Source organism: Halomonas sp. EF61 (genome assembly GCF_040147045.1).
GTDB lineage: Bacteria > Pseudomonadota > Gammaproteobacteria > Pseudomonadales > Halomonadaceae > Halomonas > Halomonas litopenaei.
The window spans coordinates 32,983-53,438 of sequence record NZ_JAMSHM010000003.1 but is presented as its reverse complement, the minus strand read 5'-3'; the positions used below and the strand labels follow the sequence as shown (position 1 = coordinate 53,438).

The 20,456-nt window shown below is 64.0% G+C and carries 15 protein-coding genes; 5 read left to right on the top strand and 10 right to left on the bottom strand.

The window, feature by feature from the left end:
- Nucleotides 1-23 precede the first annotated feature (23 nt).
- Nucleotides 24-1,430: a bifunctional DedA family/phosphatase PAP2 family protein gene (locus NFI08_RS15160; RefSeq protein ID WP_108132842.1), complete on the top strand. Its 1,407-nt coding sequence runs from the start codon at nucleotides 24-26 to the stop codon at nucleotides 1,428-1,430.
- Between the two features lie 93 nt (nucleotides 1,431-1,523).
- On the opposite strand, the gene NFI08_RS15155 is transcribed toward NFI08_RS15160, so the two are convergent.
- The 3 genes from NFI08_RS15155 to mpl all read right to left on the bottom strand — a co-directional run bounded on the left by NFI08_RS15155 (nucleotide 1,524) and on the right by mpl (nucleotide 4,284).
- Nucleotides 1,524-2,147, bottom strand: coding sequence for a LysE family translocator (locus NFI08_RS15155; protein WP_045994175.1), 624 nt, complete (start codon nucleotides 2,145-2,147; stop codon nucleotides 1,524-1,526).
- 120 nt (nucleotides 2,148-2,267) lie between these two features.
- Entirely contained in the window at nucleotides 2,268-2,909 is a 642-nt protein-coding gene (locus NFI08_RS15150; RefSeq protein ID WP_045994174.1) for a flavin prenyltransferase UbiX, read from the bottom strand.
- Nucleotides 2,902-4,284, bottom strand: coding sequence for a UDP-N-acetylmuramate:L-alanyl-gamma-D-glutamyl-meso-diaminopimelate ligase (mpl, locus tag NFI08_RS15145; RefSeq protein ID WP_349590396.1), 1,383 nt, complete (start codon nucleotides 4,282-4,284; stop codon nucleotides 2,902-2,904). The genes NFI08_RS15150 and mpl overlap by 8 nt, the downstream gene beginning before the upstream one ends.
- 451 nt (nucleotides 4,285-4,735) lie before the next feature.
- On the opposite strand from mpl, the gene NFI08_RS15140 reads away from it, so the two are divergent.
- The gene (locus tag NFI08_RS15140; protein WP_124803704.1) at nucleotides 4,736-5,995 is read left to right on the top strand and encodes a 6-phosphofructokinase; all 1,260 of its coding nucleotides are present in this window, start codon (nucleotides 4,736-4,738) and stop codon (nucleotides 5,993-5,995) included.
- 400 nt (nucleotides 5,996-6,395) lie between these two features.
- Here NFI08_RS15140 and NFI08_RS15135 read toward each other — a convergent pair whose 3' ends face one another.
- Nucleotides 6,396-8,117 carry a bifunctional protein-serine/threonine kinase/phosphatase gene (locus NFI08_RS15135; RefSeq protein ID WP_045993353.1) on the bottom strand — a complete coding sequence of 574 codons (1,722 nt, stop codon included), beginning with the start codon at nucleotides 8,115-8,117 and terminating at the stop codon, nucleotides 6,396-6,398.
- Between the two features lie 302 nt (nucleotides 8,118-8,419).
- Here NFI08_RS15135 and ppa point away from each other — a divergent pair, with 302 nt between their 5' ends.
- Nucleotides 8,420-8,950, top strand: a complete 531-nt coding sequence (gene ppa / locus NFI08_RS15130) for an inorganic diphosphatase (protein ID WP_045993354.1) — start codon at nucleotides 8,420-8,422, stop codon at nucleotides 8,948-8,950.
- 194 nt (nucleotides 8,951-9,144) lie between these two features.
- Here ppa and NFI08_RS15125 read toward each other — a convergent pair whose 3' ends face one another.
- On the bottom strand, nucleotides 9,145-10,419 hold the full coding sequence (locus NFI08_RS15125) for an O-antigen ligase family protein (RefSeq protein ID WP_287165545.1): 1,275 nt from the start codon (nucleotides 10,417-10,419) through the stop codon (nucleotides 9,145-9,147).
- A 3-nt stretch (nucleotides 10,420-10,422) separates the two neighbouring features.
- Nucleotides 10,423-11,436 (bottom strand): NAD-dependent epimerase, encoded by a 1,014-nt coding sequence (locus tag NFI08_RS15120; protein ID WP_287165544.1) that lies wholly within the window; start codon nucleotides 11,434-11,436, stop codon nucleotides 10,423-10,425.
- 735 nt (nucleotides 11,437-12,171) lie between these two features.
- Between NFI08_RS15120 and NFI08_RS15115 the strand changes: the two genes are divergently transcribed.
- Both NFI08_RS15115 and tviB read left to right on the top strand, forming a co-directional pair.
- Nucleotides 12,172-14,016, top strand: coding sequence for a polysaccharide biosynthesis protein (locus NFI08_RS15115; protein WP_287165543.1), 1,845 nt, complete (start codon nucleotides 12,172-12,174; stop codon nucleotides 14,014-14,016).
- A gap of 36 nt (nucleotides 14,017-14,052) precedes the next feature.
- Nucleotides 14,053-15,339, top strand: coding sequence for a Vi polysaccharide biosynthesis UDP-N-acetylglucosamine C-6 dehydrogenase TviB (tviB, locus tag NFI08_RS15110; RefSeq protein ID WP_045993356.1), 1,287 nt, complete (start codon nucleotides 14,053-14,055; stop codon nucleotides 15,337-15,339).
- Nucleotides 15,340-15,608: 269 nt separating this feature from the next.
- Here tviB and NFI08_RS15105 read toward each other — a convergent pair whose 3' ends face one another.
- The 4 genes from NFI08_RS15105 to NFI08_RS15090 all read right to left on the bottom strand — a co-directional run bounded on the left by NFI08_RS15105 (nucleotide 15,609) and on the right by NFI08_RS15090 (nucleotide 20,446).
- Complete coding sequence (locus NFI08_RS15105) at nucleotides 15,609-16,802, bottom strand: DegT/DnrJ/EryC1/StrS family aminotransferase (protein WP_287165541.1); 1,194 nt, start codon at nucleotides 16,800-16,802, stop codon at nucleotides 15,609-15,611.
- A 97-nt stretch (nucleotides 16,803-16,899) separates the two neighbouring features.
- Nucleotides 16,900-18,135 (bottom strand): glycosyltransferase, encoded by a 1,236-nt coding sequence (locus tag NFI08_RS15100; protein WP_162816465.1) that lies wholly within the window; start codon nucleotides 18,133-18,135, stop codon nucleotides 16,900-16,902.
- A gap of 142 nt (nucleotides 18,136-18,277) precedes the next feature.
- Nucleotides 18,278-19,390: a glycosyltransferase gene (locus NFI08_RS15095; RefSeq protein ID WP_287165538.1), complete on the bottom strand. Its 1,113-nt coding sequence runs from the start codon at nucleotides 19,388-19,390 to the stop codon at nucleotides 18,278-18,280.
- Between the two features lie 132 nt (nucleotides 19,391-19,522).
- Nucleotides 19,523-20,446 (bottom strand): glycosyltransferase family 2 protein, encoded by a 924-nt coding sequence (locus NFI08_RS15090; protein WP_287165536.1) that lies wholly within the window; start codon nucleotides 20,444-20,446, stop codon nucleotides 19,523-19,525.
- Nucleotides 20,447-20,456: the final 10 nt, after the last annotated feature.

Below are 20,456 nucleotides of genomic sequence, written 5' to 3'. Positions count from 1 at the left end.
GGCCCAACGCAAAGGAGAACAGGGTGGGAAATGCCGGGGACTGGTTGATTCAGTGGGCGCCTTCGCCCGGACTGCTGCTGTTGCTGATCTTTACCATCGCGCTGGTGGAGTCGCTTGCCCTGATCGGCGTGGTGGTGCCCGGCGTCGTTCTGATCACCGCCGCCGCCTCCCTGGCCGGCCACTACGACATCGCGGTTGGCTGGGTCATCGCCTGTGCCTTTGCCGGTGCCGTGGTGGGAGACGGCGCCAGCTACGCCATCGGCTATCGCTACCGTGAGCAGGTCACCGCCATGTGGCCGCTGTCGCATCACCCGGAGTGGCTGGCCCGGGGTGCACGATTCTTCCAGCGTCATGGTCCTCTTTCGGTGCTGCTGGGGCGATTCGTCGGACCGGTCCGCCCCATCGTGCCGCTGGTGGCGGGCATTCTGCGCATGCCGCCGACGACCTTCACCTGGGCCAATCTTGGCTCCGCCCTGCTGTGGGCACCGGCCTACATCCTGCCCGGCTATCTGCTGGGTCGAACCTGGCAACAGTGGCTGGCATTGCCGGACGACCTGCACCCCTGGCTGACAGCGCTCGGCGTCACCGTGGCGGTGCTGGCGCTGCTGTTCTCGCTGGTCCGCCACCACGCCTCGCCTCAGGGCCTGCTCTACCGTAGCTTCGCCTGGGTCAGCCATCACCTGCCCGGCGGGAGGCGCCTGTGGCAGGCCCTGGCCCCCCACCACGAGGAAGAGCCTCCCCTGGCCAGTTGGCTGTTGCTCCTGGGTGCACTGACCGCGCTGAGCGCCTGGACGCTGGTCGTGCTCCAGGCAGACGGACCGCTGATGATGGATACGCGGCTTCACGCCTTGATCGGCGGGCTCGAGCTACCCGGACTTCTGGCGCTGTCCGAGACACTGGCCGAGGCGGGAGATACCCTCGGCGTGGCGGCATTGGCACTGCCCTGGCTGGTGTGGCTGGCCAGCCGCCGTCACTGGGCGGCACTGGGCCACGTGAGCGCTGGACTGATGGCCATCGCCACGCTCAACACCCTGGGCAAGGAGGTGATCGGCCGCCTTCGTCCGGATGCCCCTGACTATCTCGCCCACTCTCTGTCCTATCCCAGCGCCCACACCTCGACGGCGGTGGTCCTGTACGGCATGGCGGCCGCCTTTATCGCCCAGACGCTGCCACGCCGCCAACGCTTCTGGCCCTACTGGGTGGCGATCGCCATCGTCGTGCCCATGGCATTGTCACGCATCGTGCTGGGCGTGCACTGGCTGAGCGATCTCGTCGGGGGAGCCCTGCTTGGCCTGGTGGTCTGCGCCATGGTTCAACTGGCCTGGCTCAGGCGGGACCGGACGGCCCTGACGCCGTGTCCATTACCGGCGCTGCTGCTTGCCTCGCTGGCCCTGGTCAGCGCACGCATCCTGTGGCTGCCGCCGGTATAGGACAGTGACACGCCCCCGAACCGACACCTCTGGCAAGGCGGGCCCGGGGCCTTGTCCAGACAGCGATGAGTGCCGGCACTTTCCAGCCAGGCCCTAGCCCAGCGCCAGCCACAGGCCCACACCAATCATCAAGGTCCCGGCGATGCGGTTGAGCAACCGTACACTGCCCCCACGTGCGAGCAGGTGACGCAGACTCTTGCCGCCGCTGGCGTACAGCAGAAGGCAGGTGAACTCGAGACTCAGGATCACCAGAATCAACCCCGCCAACTGGGTCAGCACCGGCCGCGCCGGATCGATAAAGGGCGGCAGCAATGCCACGAAAAAGGCCCAGCCCTTGGGGTTGGCGACCGCAGTGACAAAGCCCTGCATGGCCAGCTCCCGTCGCTTCGGCGGCGCGGTATCCTCAAGATTGTCAGGGATCGCCATGCGCCCCCGTGAGCGCCACATCAGCCACCCCAGATAGACCAGGTAGGCCCCGCCCAGCCACTTGAACAAGGCAAACAGCGCCGGCAGCTTGAGCATCAGTGCCGCCACCCCCGCACCGGCGGAGAAGGCCACCAGCCCCACGCCAACCAGCTCCCCCAGCATCATCCACAGCGCCCGCTTCACCCCCTGGGTCATGCCCAGCACCATGGCCAGGGTCATGCACATGCCTGGCGTCAGCGAGACCAGAAAGAAGGTCGGAACGAACACAGAGAGAACGGACAGACTGGGCATGGATTTCCTTATCCCGAGCAGCGCTGGAGAGGTGTCTGACGGCGCGAGGTGATGATGGTGCCATGTGATGGTGGTGTCTTGTGGTGACGGTGTCTTGTGATGACGATGCTAGGAACGCACTCAGTCGCCGACGGTGGACCCGGAGGAACCCTCGCCCCACCTTGGCATCAGCTGATGATCGATACCCAGCTGATTGAGGATGCGCGCCACGATGAAGTCGATCAGATCATCGATGCTCTGCGGCTGGTGATAGAAGCCGGGTGCTGCGGGCAACACCACCGCACCCATGCGGGTCAGACTGAGCATGTGCTCCAGATGGATCGCCGAGAACGGCGTCTCCCGGGGTACCAGCACCAGGCGGCGGCGCTCCTTGAGCGCCACATCGGCGGCGCGCTCGATCAGATTGTTGCTGGCGCCACAGGCCACCGCCGACAGCGTTCCCGTCGAGCACGGGCAGATCACCATGGCACTGCTGGCGCCGGAGCCCGACGCCACCGGGGCCATCCAGTCCTCACGGCCAAAGCAGCGGATCTGGCCCTCGGCCGCCGAGAACCGCTCGCTGAGCGCCTCGGCCAGCAGCGCCGGGCGTGGCGGCAACGACACCTCGGTCTCGGTGGCGATGACTAGATGGGCGGCCTTGGAGATCATCACCCACACCTCGTGTCCCGCCGACACCAGCGCCTCGATCAGCCTGAGTCCGTACTGGGCACCGGAGGCGCCGGTCAGGGCCACGGTCACCGGGGGGTTGAAGCCTTCAGCCATGAGCGGCCTCCAGCGCCTTGAGCAGGCGCTCATGGATGCCGCCGAAGCCGCCGTTGGACATCACCACGATACGATCATAAGGGCGCGCCTGTGCCACCAGATCGGCGACCAGCGCATCGATGTCACCACGACGGTGCGCCGGTATCGGCGAGGCCTCGACCAGCGCCTCCACCGACCAGTCCAGCCCCTCGGGCTGGTACCACCAGACCTGGTCGGCCTGGGCCACGCTGTCCGCCAGGCGATCGCGCAGGGTACCCAGACGCATGGTGTTGGAACGCGGCTCGATCACCGCCAGCAGGCGACCGCGCTGGGTCGAAGCGCGCAGCCCGGACAGCGTCGCCGCGATGGCGGTGGGATGATGGGCAAAGTCGTCGATCACCTGGACGCCGCCGACCTCGCCGCGCACCTCCTGGCGACGCTTGGGCGTCTCGAAGCGCGACAGCGCAGCGGCGCCGCGCGCCAGATCCACGCCGAACACGCTGGCGGCGGCCAGGGCGGCCAGGGCATTGCGGGCGTTGTAGTCACCGGTCAACCCCCAGTCGACCACTGCGTCCTCGTCGACCCCGTCCGGCCGCTGCTGGATCACCCTGAAACGACTGGCATCGTCACGCTCTAGCTCGATGCGCCAGGCCGAGTCCTGCTGCTGCCCCATGCGCGACACCGGTGTCCATGCGCCCTGGGCCAGCACCCGGTCCAGCGCCGGCGCGTCGTCCGCCACCAGCAACTGGCCACGCCCGGGCACCGTACGTACCAGGTGATGAAACTGGCGTTCGATGGCAGCCAGGTCGGGAAAGATGTCCGCGTGGTCATACTCGAGGTTGTTGAGGATGGCGACCAGCGGGCGGTAGTGCACGAACTTGGAGCGCTTGTCGAAGAAGGCGGTGTCGTACTCGTCGGCCTCCACCACAAAGGGCGCCTGCTCGCCGCCCAGTCGCGCCGATACGCCAAAGTTCCTCGGCACCCCGCCGATCAGAAAGCCAGGGGCCAGCCCGGCGCTTTCGAGCAGCCAGGCGGTCAGGCTGGCCGTGGTGGTCTTGCCGTGGGTGCCCGCCACCGCGATCACCGGGCGCCCCGGCAGCACGTGCTCGGCCAGCCACTGGGCACCGGACACGTAGGGCAGGCCACGATCGAGCACCGCCTCGACTTCAGGGTTGCCCCGCGACAGGGCGTTGCCGATCACCACCAGGTCCGGTGTCGTCGTCAGATTGTCGGCGGCGTAACCGCGCATCAGGGCGATGCCGGCCGTTTCCAGCTGGGTGCTCATGGGGGGATAGACGCTGGCATCCGAGCCGCTGACCTGGTGGCCAAGCTCCCGCGCCAACAGCGCCAGGCTGCCCATGAAGGTGCCGCAGATACCGACGATATGAAGATGCATGGCGCCTCCGGTGCGCTGCTGCTGCCCCGTCCCCGAGTCGACGCGCACGGCGCCCCCGGCAGACAACGGCACTCAAGGTTGGCGGCAGCCTAGCATGCCCCGACAAAGGCCTCCAGAGGCGGCGTCACGCCCTCGTCGCTGTTGCCGATCGCCCACTGTTTTACTTCGACGTCGGCGCTCGGCTGCGCCGGGGCATGCCGGTCGGATGCAGGCACCAGGCCGATGGGCTAGAATCGCCGACCATGTTCCGGCGCTGTCCCGGCGATGGTTGCCACGCGATGGCTTGCCACACGATGGCTTTAGTCCGCGAAGGCTTTAGTCCGCGAAGCCCTTCCCGACGAAGGCCTGGCCGACCGCGACGCGCCCACCGATCCTTTCCCTTCGCCACGCCGCGTGGGGACGTTGTTCGTTTCACCGTATTCACGATCCAGAACCAGGAGCCCCACGCCCCATGGCCCAGCACAACGCCTTCTACGCCCAGTCCGGCGGCGTCACCGCCGTGATCAACGCCAGCGCCTGCGGCGTCATCGAGACCTGCCGCCAGAACAGTGATCGCATCGGCAAGGTCTACGCCGGCCACAACGGTATCATCGGCGCCCTGACCGAGGACCTGATCGACGTAAGCCAGGAGTCCGATGACACCATCGCCGCCCTGCGCCACACGCCCGGCGGTGCCTTCGGTTCCTGTCGCTACAAGCTCAAGGACATCGAGAGCCATCGCACCCAGTACGAGCGCCTGATCGAGGTGTTCAAGGCTCACGATATCCGCTACTTCTTCTACAACGGCGGCGGCGACAGCGCCGACACCTGCCTCAAGGTCTCGCAGCTGTCCGAGAAGATGGGCTACCCGCTGACCGCCATCCACGTGCCCAAGACCGTGGACAACGACCTGCCGATCACCGACAACAGCCCCGGTTTCGGCAGCGTGGCCAAGTACATCGCCACCTCGACCCTCGAGGCCTCCATGGACATCGCCTCCATGTGCGCCACCTCCACCAAGGTGTTCGTGCTCGAGGTCATGGGTCGCCACGCCGGCTGGATCGCCGGTGCCGGTGGCCTGGCCGGCCAGGGCGAGGGTGAGCCACCCCACCTGGTGATCTTCCCCGAGATTCCCTTCGACCGTCGCCAGGTGATGGAGCGTGTGGAATACGCGGTCAAGAACTACGGCTACTGCGTGATCGTGGTTTCCGAGGGCGCACGCTACGAGGACGGCACCTTCCTCGCCGACTCGGGTAACACCGACGCCTTCGGACACCGCCAGCTCGGCGGCGTGGCCCCGACCCTGGCCGGCATGGTCAAGCAGGACCTGGGCTACAAGTACCACTGGGCGGTTGCCGACTACCTGCAGCGCGCCGCGCGCCACCTTGGCGCCAAGACCGACGTCGAGCAGGCCTACGCGGTCGGCGTCAAGGCGGTGGAACTGGCGCTCGAGGGGCACAACGCCCAGATGCCGGCGATCAAGCGCGTCAGCGACAACCCCTACCGCTGGGAGATCGAGGCGGCACCGCTGGCCGATGTGGCCAACCGTGAGAAGTTCATGCCGCGCGAGTACATCCGCGAGGATGGCTTCGGCATCAGCGACGCCGGCCGTGCCTACCTGGCACCGCTGATCCAGGGCGAGGACTTCCCTCCCTTCGAGAACGGCCTGCCGAAGATGGCGCGCCTCAAGCTCGCGCGGGTGGAAAAGCGTCTGCCGGAATTCAGCCTGTAACTCAGTCTGTAGCATAGACGCACCACAGCTCGCTGCGGCCCGGCGCTGCATCACGCACGCCCCGCGACCGAGACGCAGCCGACGCGACGCTGGCATTAAAAAAGCCCCGAGGCCTGGCCTCGGGGCTTTTCGTTTGACGCCGCAGGATGTGTCAGGAAGACCGGCTGGCCCCGCCACGGATCACCAAAGCCCCAGGCCTTCTCCGATACACCGACGAGCGCAGGCACTTTTCAGACAAGCCCTAGGCGCTGTCCGAAAAGTCGACGAGCGAAGGTTAGACAAGGCAAAAATCGGTGAGACAGCGCAGTTTACAGGGTGTAAATGAGCATTTTGACCGGGCTGGCGCACCAGCCGATTTTTAACGCCGTATTACCGAGCGCAGGCACTTTTCAGACAAGCCCTAGCGTAGCCACCAGGACAGGATCAACAACACCAGCAACAACCCGGCGATGGCCTGCCACAGGTTGGCGGGTTCCTTCCAGGCACGGATCGAACGACTGGGGGCTTCAGACACCTGCTGGCGACCGGGCCGCACGCTATAGAGAAATTCCGACAGGCGCCGAAAACGCAGCGATCGCTGCGGGTCCAGGGCGCGTTTTAAGGCCTCGTCGAGCTCCGCGCTGACGTCTGGCCGGTAATGACGCACGCTGCGATAGCTCAGCTGCTCGAGATCGGTATGACTGCGCAGCTGATGGGTCGGCACCGCGTAGGGCAGACGTCCGCTGATCAACCAGTACACCGTGGACGCCAGGGCGTACTGGTCACTGCGCCGGCCGACCTCGTCATCAAGGGCATACTCAGGCGCACTGTGTTCATTGAGCCCCACCTGGGCCACCAGCCGGCGGGAGCGGCGGTGCCCGTCGACATCGCGCAGATGGCAGGCGCTGAAGTCGGTCAGTACCACGCGCCCCTGATCATCGATCAAGACGTTGTCTGGATGGACCTGCTGGTGAATCAGGTCACGGTGATGCAACGCCTGCAGCGCCTTGCCCAGCTGCAGCGCGATGTCGAGTCGTTGACCGAGACTGGCACGCGGATAGCGCGCGACCCACTCGCTCAAGGTCATGCCATCGACGTAACGCATCAGGTAATAGAGATGACGGCGGGACCGGGAAGGCTCGACCACGCTGACCACGAAGGGCGAGTGAACCCTCTCCACCACCCACTGTTGCAGCAGGAAGTGCTCCAGGTAGGCGTTTCGATTCGACAGCTCAGGACTTGGCGCCTTGAGCACACAGACCCGCTCGGTATCCACATCGCGCACCCGGTAGACCCGTGAGTGGGCGGTGCGTGACATCACCGCTTCCACCACCAGTCCGTCGATCTGGTCACCCACCGCAAGCTCGGGGGGAATCGGCAGATCCCCGTACAGCCGACTGGGAGCGTCGCTGGCCGCATCAGGCAGTTCATCCACCCTGACCAGTTGAAAGCAGAAGGGGTCACTGCCGTAGCCCCGCTCACGAGCCCTGGAGCTTGCCGCCTCGGCCAGGCGCTCACAGGCCGCGTCCAGGTCACTGGCATCTTCGCGAATCAGCCGCACATAGTCGGAGGGCATCAGGGTCCCACGCACCCCCTGGGTGGTGAACAGAAAGATGTCCCCCTGCTTCAGCGGCCACTCCGAATAGTCGATGTCGATGCCGACATCCATGCCCAGCGCCCTGGCCGGGTAGCGATAGCCCCCCAGGTCGGTGACGTGGTCGCGGCTCAACTGCTCGAACTCGGCTCCCCGAAGCCGAAACACTAGGGTGTCACCTACATGAAAGAGGTGCGCACAACGGTCCTTGAACACCACCGTCGACAACGACGACACATAGCTGCCGTCCTCCATCTGGCGGGTCATGCCATGACACCAGGCGTTGAGCGCACGCATCACTCGCTGGGCCGACGCCTTGATGGTCCAGTGCGCCGGAGTCGCGTAGTAGTCGTTGAGAAATCCACGCACGCTGAGATCTCCCGCCTGCTTGGCCAGGGCATGGCCTGAGGCTGAATCGCTGATCAGCGCGCAGGCGCCCTTGGGCTCGCCCTCTTCCGGCAGGCGCACCGACATCGAACTGCGCTGCCGATGGCGTTCGGGCGCCACAAAGGCTTGCCCATAACTCAGAGCGAGACGTGCGGTGGCCAAGATCACCTCCTGTGACTCCAGCGTTGATGACGCGACAAGACGTGGGCCAGGGGGCCGACGCCTTCACCGGCGGTATGATACACACCGAATCCCTGATATGCCTGACAAGTCGCCTTTGGCTTTGTTTACTGTGCTTTAGTGGCACCTCACCCCGGCGTCTCGTCCCATGGTTGTCTTGCGCGCCTTGTTGCAGCGCGTCAAGATACGCCCACCATATTGGTAATCCCGTCACGGGGTTCGTATAATCCGACGGATTTTTTTCCGCCGCCCAGGCGGACATCCGCCCAACGAAGGACGCGAGCATGAACTTCGACAACATCCCCGCCGGCAAGGAACTCCCCAACGACCTCTTCGTCGCCATCGAGATTCCCGCCAATCACGCCCCGGTGAAGTACGAAATTGACAAGGACATGGGTGCCCTGCTCGTCGACCGCTTCATGGCGACGCCGATGTTCTACCCGGCCAACTACGGCTTCATTCCGCACACCCTGGCAGACGACGGCGACCCCCTGGACGCCCTGGTGGTCACCCCCTACCCCGTCGCACCCGGCAGTGTCATCCGCGCCCGTCCGGTGGGCATCCTCAACATGACCGACGAAGCCGGCGAAGACGCCAAGCTGGTGTGCGTCCCGCACCCCAAGCTGTCCAGCCTCTACGACGATGTTCAGGAGGTCACCGATCTGCCCGAGCTGCTGCGTCAGCAGATCGCCCACTTCTTCGAGAACTACAAGGATCTCGAGAAGGGCAAGTGGGTCAAGGTGGAATCCTGGGAAGGTGTCGAGGCCGCCCGCAAGGCCATCGAAAAGTCCGCCGCCGCCTACACCAAGGCCTGAGCCTCGGCGCAGACGCGCCAGCGACGGTTGCTTCCCCAGGCCACGCCTGGTCCTGGGGAAGCGTCAAAAAAAGCCGCCCGGATTCGGGCGGCTTTTTGCTGTGCCTGTTGCTGTGCCTGTCTGGCGGGCTGGACGCTGCGCTCTTCCGCCTGCGTGTCAACGGCTGCTGCTGCGGTCCTCGAGCGCCCGGGAGTTCAGCCTCGCGATCTCAGCAGGGCAAAGCAGGCGGTGCACATCACCAGATAGGCGCTGAAGGTATGGGGGTCACGAAACATCGTCTGGGTCAGGCCGAACCCCGCATACATCACCACGATCAGCGCGCCGGACAGGGCGAGCACACGACACTGGCCATCGCCATGATCGAGGCGACGCAAAAAACTCGCCAACGGAATCCCATAGAACAGCAGCAGCAGCGCCACCCCCGCAAGGCCACGTCGAGCGGCGGTGTCCAGCACGTCACTGTGAAGCTGGAACCCGATTCCGGCCATGCCTTCCGGCAGCCGGCCCGCCGCGACCAGTGTCTCGAGCCAGGCGACCAGACCATCCTCTCCCCAGCCCCAGAGGGGGCGGGCAGCGAACGCATCGCCAGCGATGCCCCACAGATGCCAGCGCAAGCCCGCGTTGGTGTCGACGGCCCCCTGGCGCCATAGCAGGACGATATCCTCGGCCAGTGCCCACAGCCGAGGCAGTGCCACCAGGGTCGCCACGCCGATCGCCAGGGTGACGGTCAGCTGGATGGCGAAGCGCCGGCGGGGTGTAAGCGTCGACCAATAGAGGCGCGCCCGCCGGCCGTGACGCAGGACCAGCACCAGCATCACCAGCGGCAGGGTCAGCCAGCCGCCCCGGGTGCCGGACAGCAGCGAGCCAAGCAGACCCATCACCGCTCCCAGCGCCGCCCACCAGAGGAACAGGCCGCGCCGCCCTTCACTGACGTTGTCGAGCCACCACACCAGGCTGAGCACCCCGAGCACCAGGCTGAGATTACCAAAGGGAATGGCGTTGATCAGATCTCCAGCCCGACGCTCATCCTCGATCAGTCGGTCATACAGCGCCTTCAGCCCGGATAGCACCGCCCCCAGGGTAATCCCGCGCCACCACCAGTAAAGCGAGGGAGGCCTGGCACGCCATGCCAATAACAAAAGCAGCCCAAGCCAGGGCCACCAGGGCAGTGACGGCACGCTATAACGCGCCAGGGGCGGCCCGCTACGCCCCGCGTCCAACACCAGCTGACAACCGAAAAGCGCCAGCATTGCCACCCATGCAAGGGACTCGGCGTCCCGGGGAAGACTGCGCCGCACCAGCACCGCCATCGCCGCCAGTGACACCAGCAGCATTCCGGTGAACCGATACGCCCAGGGTAGCGTCAGCAGACTGGACAGGAAGACGAACAGTGCCAGCCCCTGGATGGCCGACGAGGACTGCGCCGGCCATCCCCGATAGTGCCTTGCCACACCCGGCGGCGTGCGCATGGCTCAGGCGACGATGCCATGATAGGAGCGATACCAGTCGACGAATCGAGCCGCGCCCTCCTCGACCCCGATGCGCGGCTGATAGCCGGTAGCGCGATACAGTGCAGTGGTGTCGGCCCAGGTCCGAGGAACATCGCCCGGTTGCATCGGCAGGAAGTTGTACTCGGCCTTGCGCCCCAGTGCCGCCTCGATGGCATGGATAAAGTCCATCAGCCCCACCGGGCTACCGTGTCCGATGTTGTAAAGTGCGTAGGGTGCACTGCTGCGATCCGGTGAGTCGTCGACCACGCCGACGTCGGGGTCCGCGCTGGGGACCACTTCCAGCAAGCGCACGATGCCCTCGACGATGTCGTCCACATAGGTAAAGTCCCGCGACATCTCCCCGTGGTTGTAGACGTCGATCGGACGACCTTCGAGGATCGCCTTGGTGAACAGGAACATCGCCATGTCCGGTCGCCCCCAGGGGCCGTAGACGGTGAAGAACCTGAGTCCGGTGGTCGGCAATCCGTAGAGGTGGGAGTAGGTGTGCGCCATCAGCTCGTTGGCCTTCTTGGTCGCGGCGTAGAGGCTGACAGGATGGTCGACATTGTCGCGTGTGGCGAAGGGCACCACCTGATTCATGCCGTAGACAGAGCTGGACGAGGCATAGAGCAGGTGCTCTACCTGCTGGTGCCGGCATCCTTCGAGCACATTGAGATGCCCCACCAGGTTGGCATCCACGTAGGCGTGGGGATGGGTCAAGGAGTACCTTACCCCCGCCTGTGCCGCCAGGTGCACGACACGATCGAACCGCTCGTCGGCAAACAGCCGGTCGACACCCTCGCGATCGGCCAGATCCAGCCGCACGAAACGTACGTTCTGCAGCTTTTCGAGACGTGCCAGCCGCGCTTTCTTCAAGGACACGTCGTAGTAGTCATTGAGGTTGTCCACACCGACCACCTCAAGCCCGTCACGGGCCAGACGTACGGCCAGCGTCGAGCCGATGAACCCTGCCATCCCGGTAACAAGCACCTTCATCTGTTCCCTACTCCCATGGTGCTGGCAAGATCCGTCCACGGCACTCTCGCCACGTTTGACCGCCGTACTGGAGACGCCCTGAACCGAGCACCAACAGGGCTTCACTAGTCCGACGATTGGTCAATATCTAATACTCTACGGCAAAGTCTCTAATAACATTTGCCGTATCAATCAACCGCGTTTCTCCTCCCTTCACCAGACTACAACTGCACACCTTTTAACTTCCTGCACAGTAAATCTTACGAAACCCCTGCATACCCGCCATTATCAACACCTTTGCATTGACTTCAATGGAGGAGGAGCACATTTCCCTTGGGCATCTAAAAATTTCGCCACCATGACGTGAATCGCTTCATACCATCAAACCATACACACACCACTAATTTCACGCATGGAAATGACTTCTCTAAATCTAGCTGACCAATTATCAAAACCATCAACCAATGGGAGTTTTTTGACGCTGGTGAAATATTCCAATGTAGATATGATGCAGGAAAGGAATAGCACATCGTAAAGCCAATCCAGACAACGAGGAAACAGCATAGTCGTCCAAACAAATTCCTAAAATATGGACGATTTTCCAAGCAGGGGATCCCTACCATGGGCAACATGATCGAAGCCGCCTTGCGACTCCCTCGTCGCAAGAAAAGGATATTTCAGCTCGTCGCCGATATCATGCTTATCGAGACCAGCCTCGTCGTATCCATGGCCATAAACGGGCTTTTTGGCGCCTTTATGCGCGCCCCTTCCGCCTACGCCTTGAACGTACTTGTCACGGCGATTTCCCTGGTCGTCTTTATCAAGCTAGGCCTCTATCGCGCCGTACTCAGATACGTCGGAAGCCGCGCTATCGTGACCCTGTTCATTGGCGTTGCCACCTCGACGCTGGTGCTTGACCTGCTTGGCCGCGCGATATTCTCCCCGCTTCCTGCAGGCGTCCTGTTCGACTATTTCCTGCTCAGCCTGCTGCTGACCGGCGGCACGCGTTTTGCGCTGAGAAGCCTCTACCAGCATCGTCTGATGAAGGACAAGCCCAGGGTGCTTATCTATGGTGCGGGCTCTGCAGGCTGCAAGCTGGTGGCCTCTCTTCGCCAGGGAAGTGACTACCTTCCGGTGGCCTTCGTCGATGACTGGCGCGGCATGGAAGGCACCCATGTCGAAGGTCTCGAGGTCCACTCTCCTCGTCATATTGCGGAGCTGGTCGAGCGCCTCAACATCGAAAAGATCCTGCTCGCCATTCCCAGTGCCAGACGCAGACGTCGCCAGGAGATAGTGGCATCACTGGAACCCCTCAATATCACGATTCAGACCATTCCACGCCTGGATGATGTGGTGCAGGGCAGAGCGAAGATCGAAGATATTCGTGACGTCAGTGTCGAAGAACTTCTGGGCCGTGACCCGGTCCCCCCGCGACAGGATCTGATGGACGCCAATATCCGCGACCAGGTGGTCATGGTGACCGGTGCCGGCGGCTCGATCGGGTCGGAACTGTGCCGACAGATACTGGCTCAACGTCCACGCCAACTGCTGCTCTTCGATAGCTGCGAGTACTCGCTGTACCAGATCGAACAGGAGCTTCTGGGGTTCCTGGATAGCCTGAGCCTTGCTGTTGAGCTGAAGCCATTTCTCGGCACGATTCAGGATCAAAAGCGTCTTCGCATCATCCTGCAGGGCTTCAAGGTGGACACCATCTACCATGCCGCCGCCTACAAGCATGTGCCCATGGTCGAGCACAACATGGTCGAAAGCCTCAAGAACAATACCTTTGGCACCCTGGCCGCTGCGCGAGCGGCGATCGACAGTGGGGTATCGACCTTTGTGCTGATTTCCAGCGACAAGGCGGTGCGCCCCACCAACGTCATGGGCACCAGCAAGCGCCTCGCCGAGCTGGTCTGTCAGGCGCTGGCCGAGCAATCGTCGACCACCCGCTTCTGCATGGTGCGCTTCGGCAACGTGCTGGGTTCCTCTGGCTCGGTGATTCCCCTGTTCCGGCGCCAGATTCAACAAGGTGGCCCGGTCACCGTGACCCATCCCGAGATCACCCGCTACTTCATGACCATCCCCGAGGCGGCGCAACTGGTCATCCAGGCAGGCGCCATGGGCCGGGGGGGAGACGTATTCGTGCTAGACATGGGGCAACCGGTGAAGATTCTCGATCTCGCCAGGCAGATGATTCGGCTGTCGGGACTGGAGCCTCGCACGGCCGACAACCCCAACGGCGAGATCGACATCGTCTTCACCCAACTACGTCCCGGCGAAAAGCTCTACGAGGAGTTGCTGATCGGGCAGAACGACCAGCCCTCGGAGCACCCACGGATCATGACCGCCAACGAAGGCTACTGGTCCTGGTCGCAACTGGCCCCCTATCTGGAGCAGCTGCGCTCGGCACTGGACAGCGCTGAACTCGAGCGCGTGAGGGAACTGCTGCGCCTGCCGCCCACCGGTTACAGCCCCACTGGGGGTATCGCCGATCTTGTCTGGCGCCAGCACATGGCCCAGCCGCCCTCTCCGACACGACGACTCGCTGGCGCCGCAGACCCCAGCCCCGCCCCCCTTGCGCTTGCGGCAAAGCCACTCTAGCGCCGATCCCCCAGGTTCTGCTGACACGAGGCCCCCATGGAACATTCACTGACGCTGGACAAGGCACGCATCGCGGTCATCGGGCTTGGCTATGTCGGCCTGCCGCTGGCGGTCGAATTCGGCAAGCGCTACCCCACTCTGGGCTTCGATATCAGTGCCGAGCGTATCGCTCAGTTGCACGACGGTATCGATACCACACGAGAAGTGACACCAGGCGAGCTGAACCTGGCGCCGCTGCTGAGTTTCACCTATCAGCCGGCCAGGCTGGCCGACGCCAATGTCTACATCGTCACGGTCCCCACCCCGATCGACGCCCAGCACAATCCCGACCTGACACCGTTGCTGGGGGCCAGTGCCACGGTGGGCAGGGTGATTGCCAAAGGTGATATCGTGATCTTCGAGTCGACGGTCTATCCTGGCGCCACCGAAGACGAGTGCATCCCGGTCATCGAGAAGCTGTCCGGGTTGCGCTACAACCGCGACTTCTTCGCCGGCTACAGCCCGGAGCGCATCAATCCCGGTGATCGCGAGCATCGGGTCACCAACATCCGCAAGGTGACCTCCGGCTCGACGCCGGCCAGCGCCAACTTCGTCGATGAGCTATACGCCTCGGTCATCACCGCCGGCACCTTCCGAGCCAGCTCGATTACCGTGGCCGAGGCCGCCAAGGTCATCGAGAATACCCAGCGCGACGTCAACATCGCCTTGATCAACGAACTGTCCATCATCTTCGAGCGTCTGGGCATCGACACCGAAGAGGTGCTGGAAGCGGCCGGCACCAAATGGAACTTCCTGCCCTTCCGTCCTGGCCTGGTGGGCGGGCACTGCATCGGCGTGGACCCCTACTATCTGACCCACAAGGCGCAGCAGGTTGGCTACCATCCCGAGGTCATCCTGTCCGGCCGCCGTATCAATGACGGCATGGGCGCCTACGTGGCCAATCAGTTGATCAAGTGCCTGGCCAAGCGACGCATCCATGTGCAGGATGCCCGGGTACTGATCATGGGCCTGACGTTCAAGGAGAACTGCCCGGACCTGCGCAATACCCGTGTCATCGATATCATCGACGAGCTGCGCGAGTTCAACGTGGCGGTGGACGTGCTCGACCCCCACGTGGACCGTGACGAGGCGGTGGCCGCCTTTGGCCTTCGCCCTGTCGACGAACCGGAACCCGGCGCCTACGACGCCGTCATCATCGCCGTCGCTCACCACGAATTCCGTGATATCGGGGTCGAGCGAATCCGCGGCTGGGGCAAGCCGGAACACGTGTTGTATGACCTCAAGTATCTGCTGCCCAAGGGCGCGGCGGATCTGCGCCTCTAACCTTTGTCACTACGCCAGGGACATCTGCAGCGGCCATCGCCTTGCCTCCCTTCCTTCCTTCCTTCCTTCCGCTGCCGCCTGGCCAATCGCTGAGGCGGCGCAGGTGCAAGAGGTGCCCGGCAGACAGCCAAAATGGTGCCCCAGAAACGCAATGGGCAAGACCCGAAGGCCCTGCCCATTGCGGTTTTTCCTGAGGCGTAGCCGCGGCCACGCTCAACAGCGTTCCACAGGCTCAACAGACTGACGTCGACAGCCCCACAGCGACAACGTCACTCGGGACAGAGTGCAGGCTGCGTTGCCCGCGCCATGACCTCCTCGAGCACCCGACAGGTCTTGTCCATCTGTTCCTCGGTCAGGGTCGGATGGATCAGCAGCATCAGGCTGGTCTCTCCCAGTTCCCTGGCCACCGGCAACGGCCGCGCCGGGCGCCAGGGAGTGTTGTCGAAGGCGCGTTCCCGGTAGACCTCGGAGCAGCTACCACTGAAACAGGGCACCCCCTGGGCATTGAGACACTGCATGATGGCGTCGCGGCTCCAGCCCTCGGCCAGGCGTTCGGGACGGACAAACACATAGGCCTTGTAGCCGGCATGGACGATGTGTGCGGGCGGACGCGGAGCCCGCAGTCCCGGACAGCGATCGGCGGCGTCGAGAATGGCGTAAAGATTGGCGCGGCGGCGCTGACTCCACTGTGCCATGCGCGCGAGCTGGCGTCTTCCCAGCACCGCCTGCATCTCGGTCATCCGCCAATTGGTACCGAAACTGTCGTGCAGCCAGCGGAACCCCGGCGGGTGGGCCCGCTCATGGACCGCTTCCCAGCTCTTGCCGTGGTCCTTGTAGGCCCACATACGCCGGTGCAGCCCAGGGTCGTCGGTGGTGACCATGCCCCCTTCCCCGCCGGTGGTCATGATTTTGTCCTGACAGAATGACCAGGCCGCCACATCACCGAAGGTGCCGACGCTGCGGCCACGATAGCGCGCACCGTGTGCCTGGGCGCAGTCCTCGATGATCGAAAGACCAAAGGTCTGCGCCAGTTCACCGAGGGCATCCATGTCACAGGGCCAGCCCGCCAGATGGACGGCGACGATGGCGCGGGTGCGTGGGCTCAGGCACTCCTCGACGCTGGCGACCGACAGGTTCTGAGAGTCACGCTCGATGTCGGCAAACACCGGGGTAGCGCCCGCATTGACGATGGCCGACACCGACGCCAGGAAGGTTCTGGGGGTCACGATCACCTCGTGCCCTGGTCCGATATCCAGGGCATGCAGCGCCAGATCCAGCGCCAGGGTGCCGTTGGCTACGGCGACACCGTGGTGGGCGCCTGTCCAGGCGGCGAATTCGCGTTCGAACTCGCGGCCCTCGTCGCCGGTCCAGTAATTGACGCGTTGACTCAGCAGCACGCGCGATACCGCCTCGGCGTCGCCTTCATCGAAGCAGGGCCAGGGTGCGAAGGGGCCATTGAGCATAGGGGGTTCTCTCTACGGAGGTCTTGTCGGGGCATCCCCGGATACGAAGATGGGACGCTGTCGTAAACTCGCTCCCACTCAGCGCACGTGGCGTGACTCATGGTCGAGTCGATGGTCCAGAAGCTGGTTCGGAAGCTGTTTCGGAAACTGTTTCGGTCGATGCTTCAGAGGACGGTGCAGACGGCAGGCTACCGATCTGCGCCGGAAGGCCGATCCGCTGGTACAACTGCCGATACTGCTCAACCACCTGATCAAGTCCGAACTCGCTCACGATGCGCTCTCTTGCCTCTCGTCCCCGTTCCCGGCGCCTGTCGGCAGGTTCGTTCAAGGCTTCCAGCAAGGCCCGGGCGAGGGCCTGGCTATCTCGTGGTGGCACGATGCGTCCGCTGGTACCGAGGATGTAGTCGCTGTCACCGACATCGGTCGCCACACAGCTCAGTTCGCAGGCCATGGCCTCCGCCAGGGCATTGGGGAAGGCCTCGAGCCATGAACTCTGACAGAACACATCCATCGCCTGCATCAGCTCACCCACGTCGTCTCGCTCACCCGTCAGCAAGAAGCGCGAGCGGTACTCGTCCGGCACGATGCCGGCCAGCTCCGGCGCATCGAAATCGACGCCACGACCGACCACCAGAAAGCGTGCCAGAGGCATTCGTTCGGCGACGGTGACGCAGGCCCGCAACAGATTGGGATGATCCTTGATCGGGTGGCATCGGGCCACATGCCCCACCACCCGTTGTTCATCGGTGAACCCCAGACGCTTCCGCACCTGTTGCCGGCTGGCCGAATCCGGCGCCACGGCGGCGGTATCGAAGCCGTTGGGAATGACCAGTGCTGCGTCATCGCGGAAGCCGAAGTCGCGATGTTGCCGCCGAGACAGGCGACTGTTGAAGACGATCGCCCCGGGCCCGCCCGAGAGCCGTCGGTTGGCGCGAATGGCCCACCGGGTCAATGGTTTGTGGCGCTCGATCTGGTAGAGGCACTGGCGCACGTTCCAGCTCACCGCCGGCCGCTGGCGGCACAGGCGAGCCGCCATGCTGGCCATGAGGTTGCCGTGGTACATCCAGCCCTGAATGACGTCAGGGGCGAAACGTCGCACCAGAGCACCCAGACGAGGCAGGGTCCAGGGCGCGGGAATTCCCTGGCGCATGCCAAGGGCATGGACCTCGATGCCCAGCTCGCGAATACGTGGCCCGTAGCTACCCTCGTCCATCAGGGCGATCACTGCGACCTCGTCCGGGGCACTGACGCCTGCGGCCAGCAGATTGTAGAGATTTCGCTCCGCGCCACCGGTACCGAGTCCGGTGATGACATGAAGTACGCGCACAGACATGGGCAGACACATCCTGTGATGGGCAAGAAAGCGACAACAACGCAGTCGCTCAGGGAAAACGCAGAGGTGCCACGGAAATGGCGGTGGCCGAGATTTGCCGCGGATGGCCCGAGCACAGAGCCTTGCGCAGGCGCACCAGAACTCAGCCCTGCGACGCCATCGACGATACGCCGCTGTTCAGGCGAACAAGGTAGCGCTCGACGGCCAGTTCGGCGCCAAAATCGGCGGCGCGCTGGTGAACCGGTGGATGCTCGTCACGCGCCAGTACTTCGTCGAGCGCGTCTGCAAGCGCTTCGCTGTCGCCCATGGGAATCAGCCGCCCCCAGCGCCCGCCCTCGAGAATTTCCTGAGGGCCCGAGGGGCAGTCAGTCGCTACCACCGGAGTGCCGCAGGCCATCGCCTGGATCAGCACGCTAGGCAACCCCTCTGCGTAGGACGACAACGCGAAGACCCGGGCCTTGCGCATATACACAAAAGGATTGTCGACGAACCCGGGCAGCGATACGGCGTCGGCCACCCCGAGACGATGCGCCTGGTCAAGCAGCGTGTCTCGCAGCGGTCCTTCGCCGAGAATCGTCAGTCGCACCTCTCGGTGCTCATGGCGCTGACGCAGGCGTGCCAGAGCATCGAGCAGCACGTCGAAACCCTTCTGTTCGATCAAGCGTCCCACCGCGACGATGCCGACTTCGCCGATATCCTCCACCGACGACTCGGCGAGCTGCACCAGCCGCTTGTCGACGATGGGATTGAAGATGACCTCGATCCGAGAGGGGTCCAGCGCCAGGCCTCTGGCCAGGTCATCGGCGACACCTTGGGAGACCGCCACCACGGCGTCGGCTCGCAGATAGGCATGGCGCATCAGCCGCCGCATCACCCGGGCATTGAAGCCGGTGTTTCTGGCGGTCACTGCAAAATAGTTGGTGTGCTCGGTCACCACCAGTCGACAGTCGAGGCGGGCCATCACCCGCGCCGCTACCGCCACCACGTTGGCGTGGCCCATCGCCGACAACAGGGCGGCGGGCCGTTCGCGCTTCAGATAGCGCACCAGCGCAGACAGACTGCTGGCGACCCTGGAGGCGCCCAAGCTGAAATGGCGAATGCCGGGGGCGATTTCCGCCTGGTAGACGTTCTCGTCGCTGGCGGTCACCAGGTCGACCTCATGACCGGCCGCGACGAAGCCATTGGCGAGCAGCACCATGACCCGCTCCGCGCCGCCGCCCCGCAGCGACGGCAGAAACAAGGCAATCTTTTGCATAGGACTTCGAATAGCGCTTCGAACAGGGCTGCGAACAGGGCTTTGCATGGCGTCCTTTTCCTTTGCTCTTCGTTCGAGCATGACCAATGGTCGGGCGGGCTTGAACGAGCACGATGGCGTCTCAGGGGAGACTTAACGCTGCATCGCGCCCGATCTGGAGCCCAGGCGTCGCAACCTCAGCGCCAACGTCAACAGCGCGGAGGCAGCTCCGATCAGCACTGGGTGACTGACCAATCGAAATAGCGCGAGATCCCGCCGCTCGCGCCAGTTACCGGGGGTGAATATCTCCACCTGAAAGCGGCAGGCGGTAAGGTCTCGTCTGCTCAGGCTGGACAACCACTGGCGTCGGGAAAAGGCGTTGCGATGATGGTCCTGACACAGGTAGCGCTTGACCACGTAACGACTGGCATCCAGATTGGCGCTGGAGCTCATGCGGCCCTGGCGCGTCACGTCCATGACTGCGGTCGGCTGCGGGTCGAACAGTAGACGCTCGCCCTGGTGAAAGGCACGAATGGCGAAGACCCAGTCCTGGTGCTTGCGCGTCGCGTCATCGAAGCGCGTCCCCTGCCAAAAGGCCTTGCACAGCGACAGGGTGGAAGAACGCACGTCTCCACGCTCCACGAACAGGTAGTGACGCATGTCGCCGCCGCGGTAGGCCGGAAGTCGCGACGCGCTCAGGCGGGAGGCGTCGGCGAGGCGCGCGAGATAGTTACCAAAGATGACGCCGGCGCCGCTATCGCGGTGCATGGCCATGCGGCGCTTGAGTGCCCCTGGTGCCAGTGCATCATCGGAGTCCAGAAAGAAGACGAAAGCCCCACGGCTCTCCTCGAGTCCCCGGTTGCGGGACACGGCGGCGTTGGACCTGGCAGGCTTCTCGATCAGCCTGACGGCTTCGTATCGCTGCACCAGCCGCGAGAGCGCCTCACGATCATCCGAACAGTCGTCCACCAGCAGGATCTCGTGGCTCAACCCTTCGGTCTGGCTTACCACGGACAGCAGGGCTCGCTCGACGAAAGCGGCGCTATTATAGGTCGGTATCACCACCGAGACCTGCATAGGTTTCCCT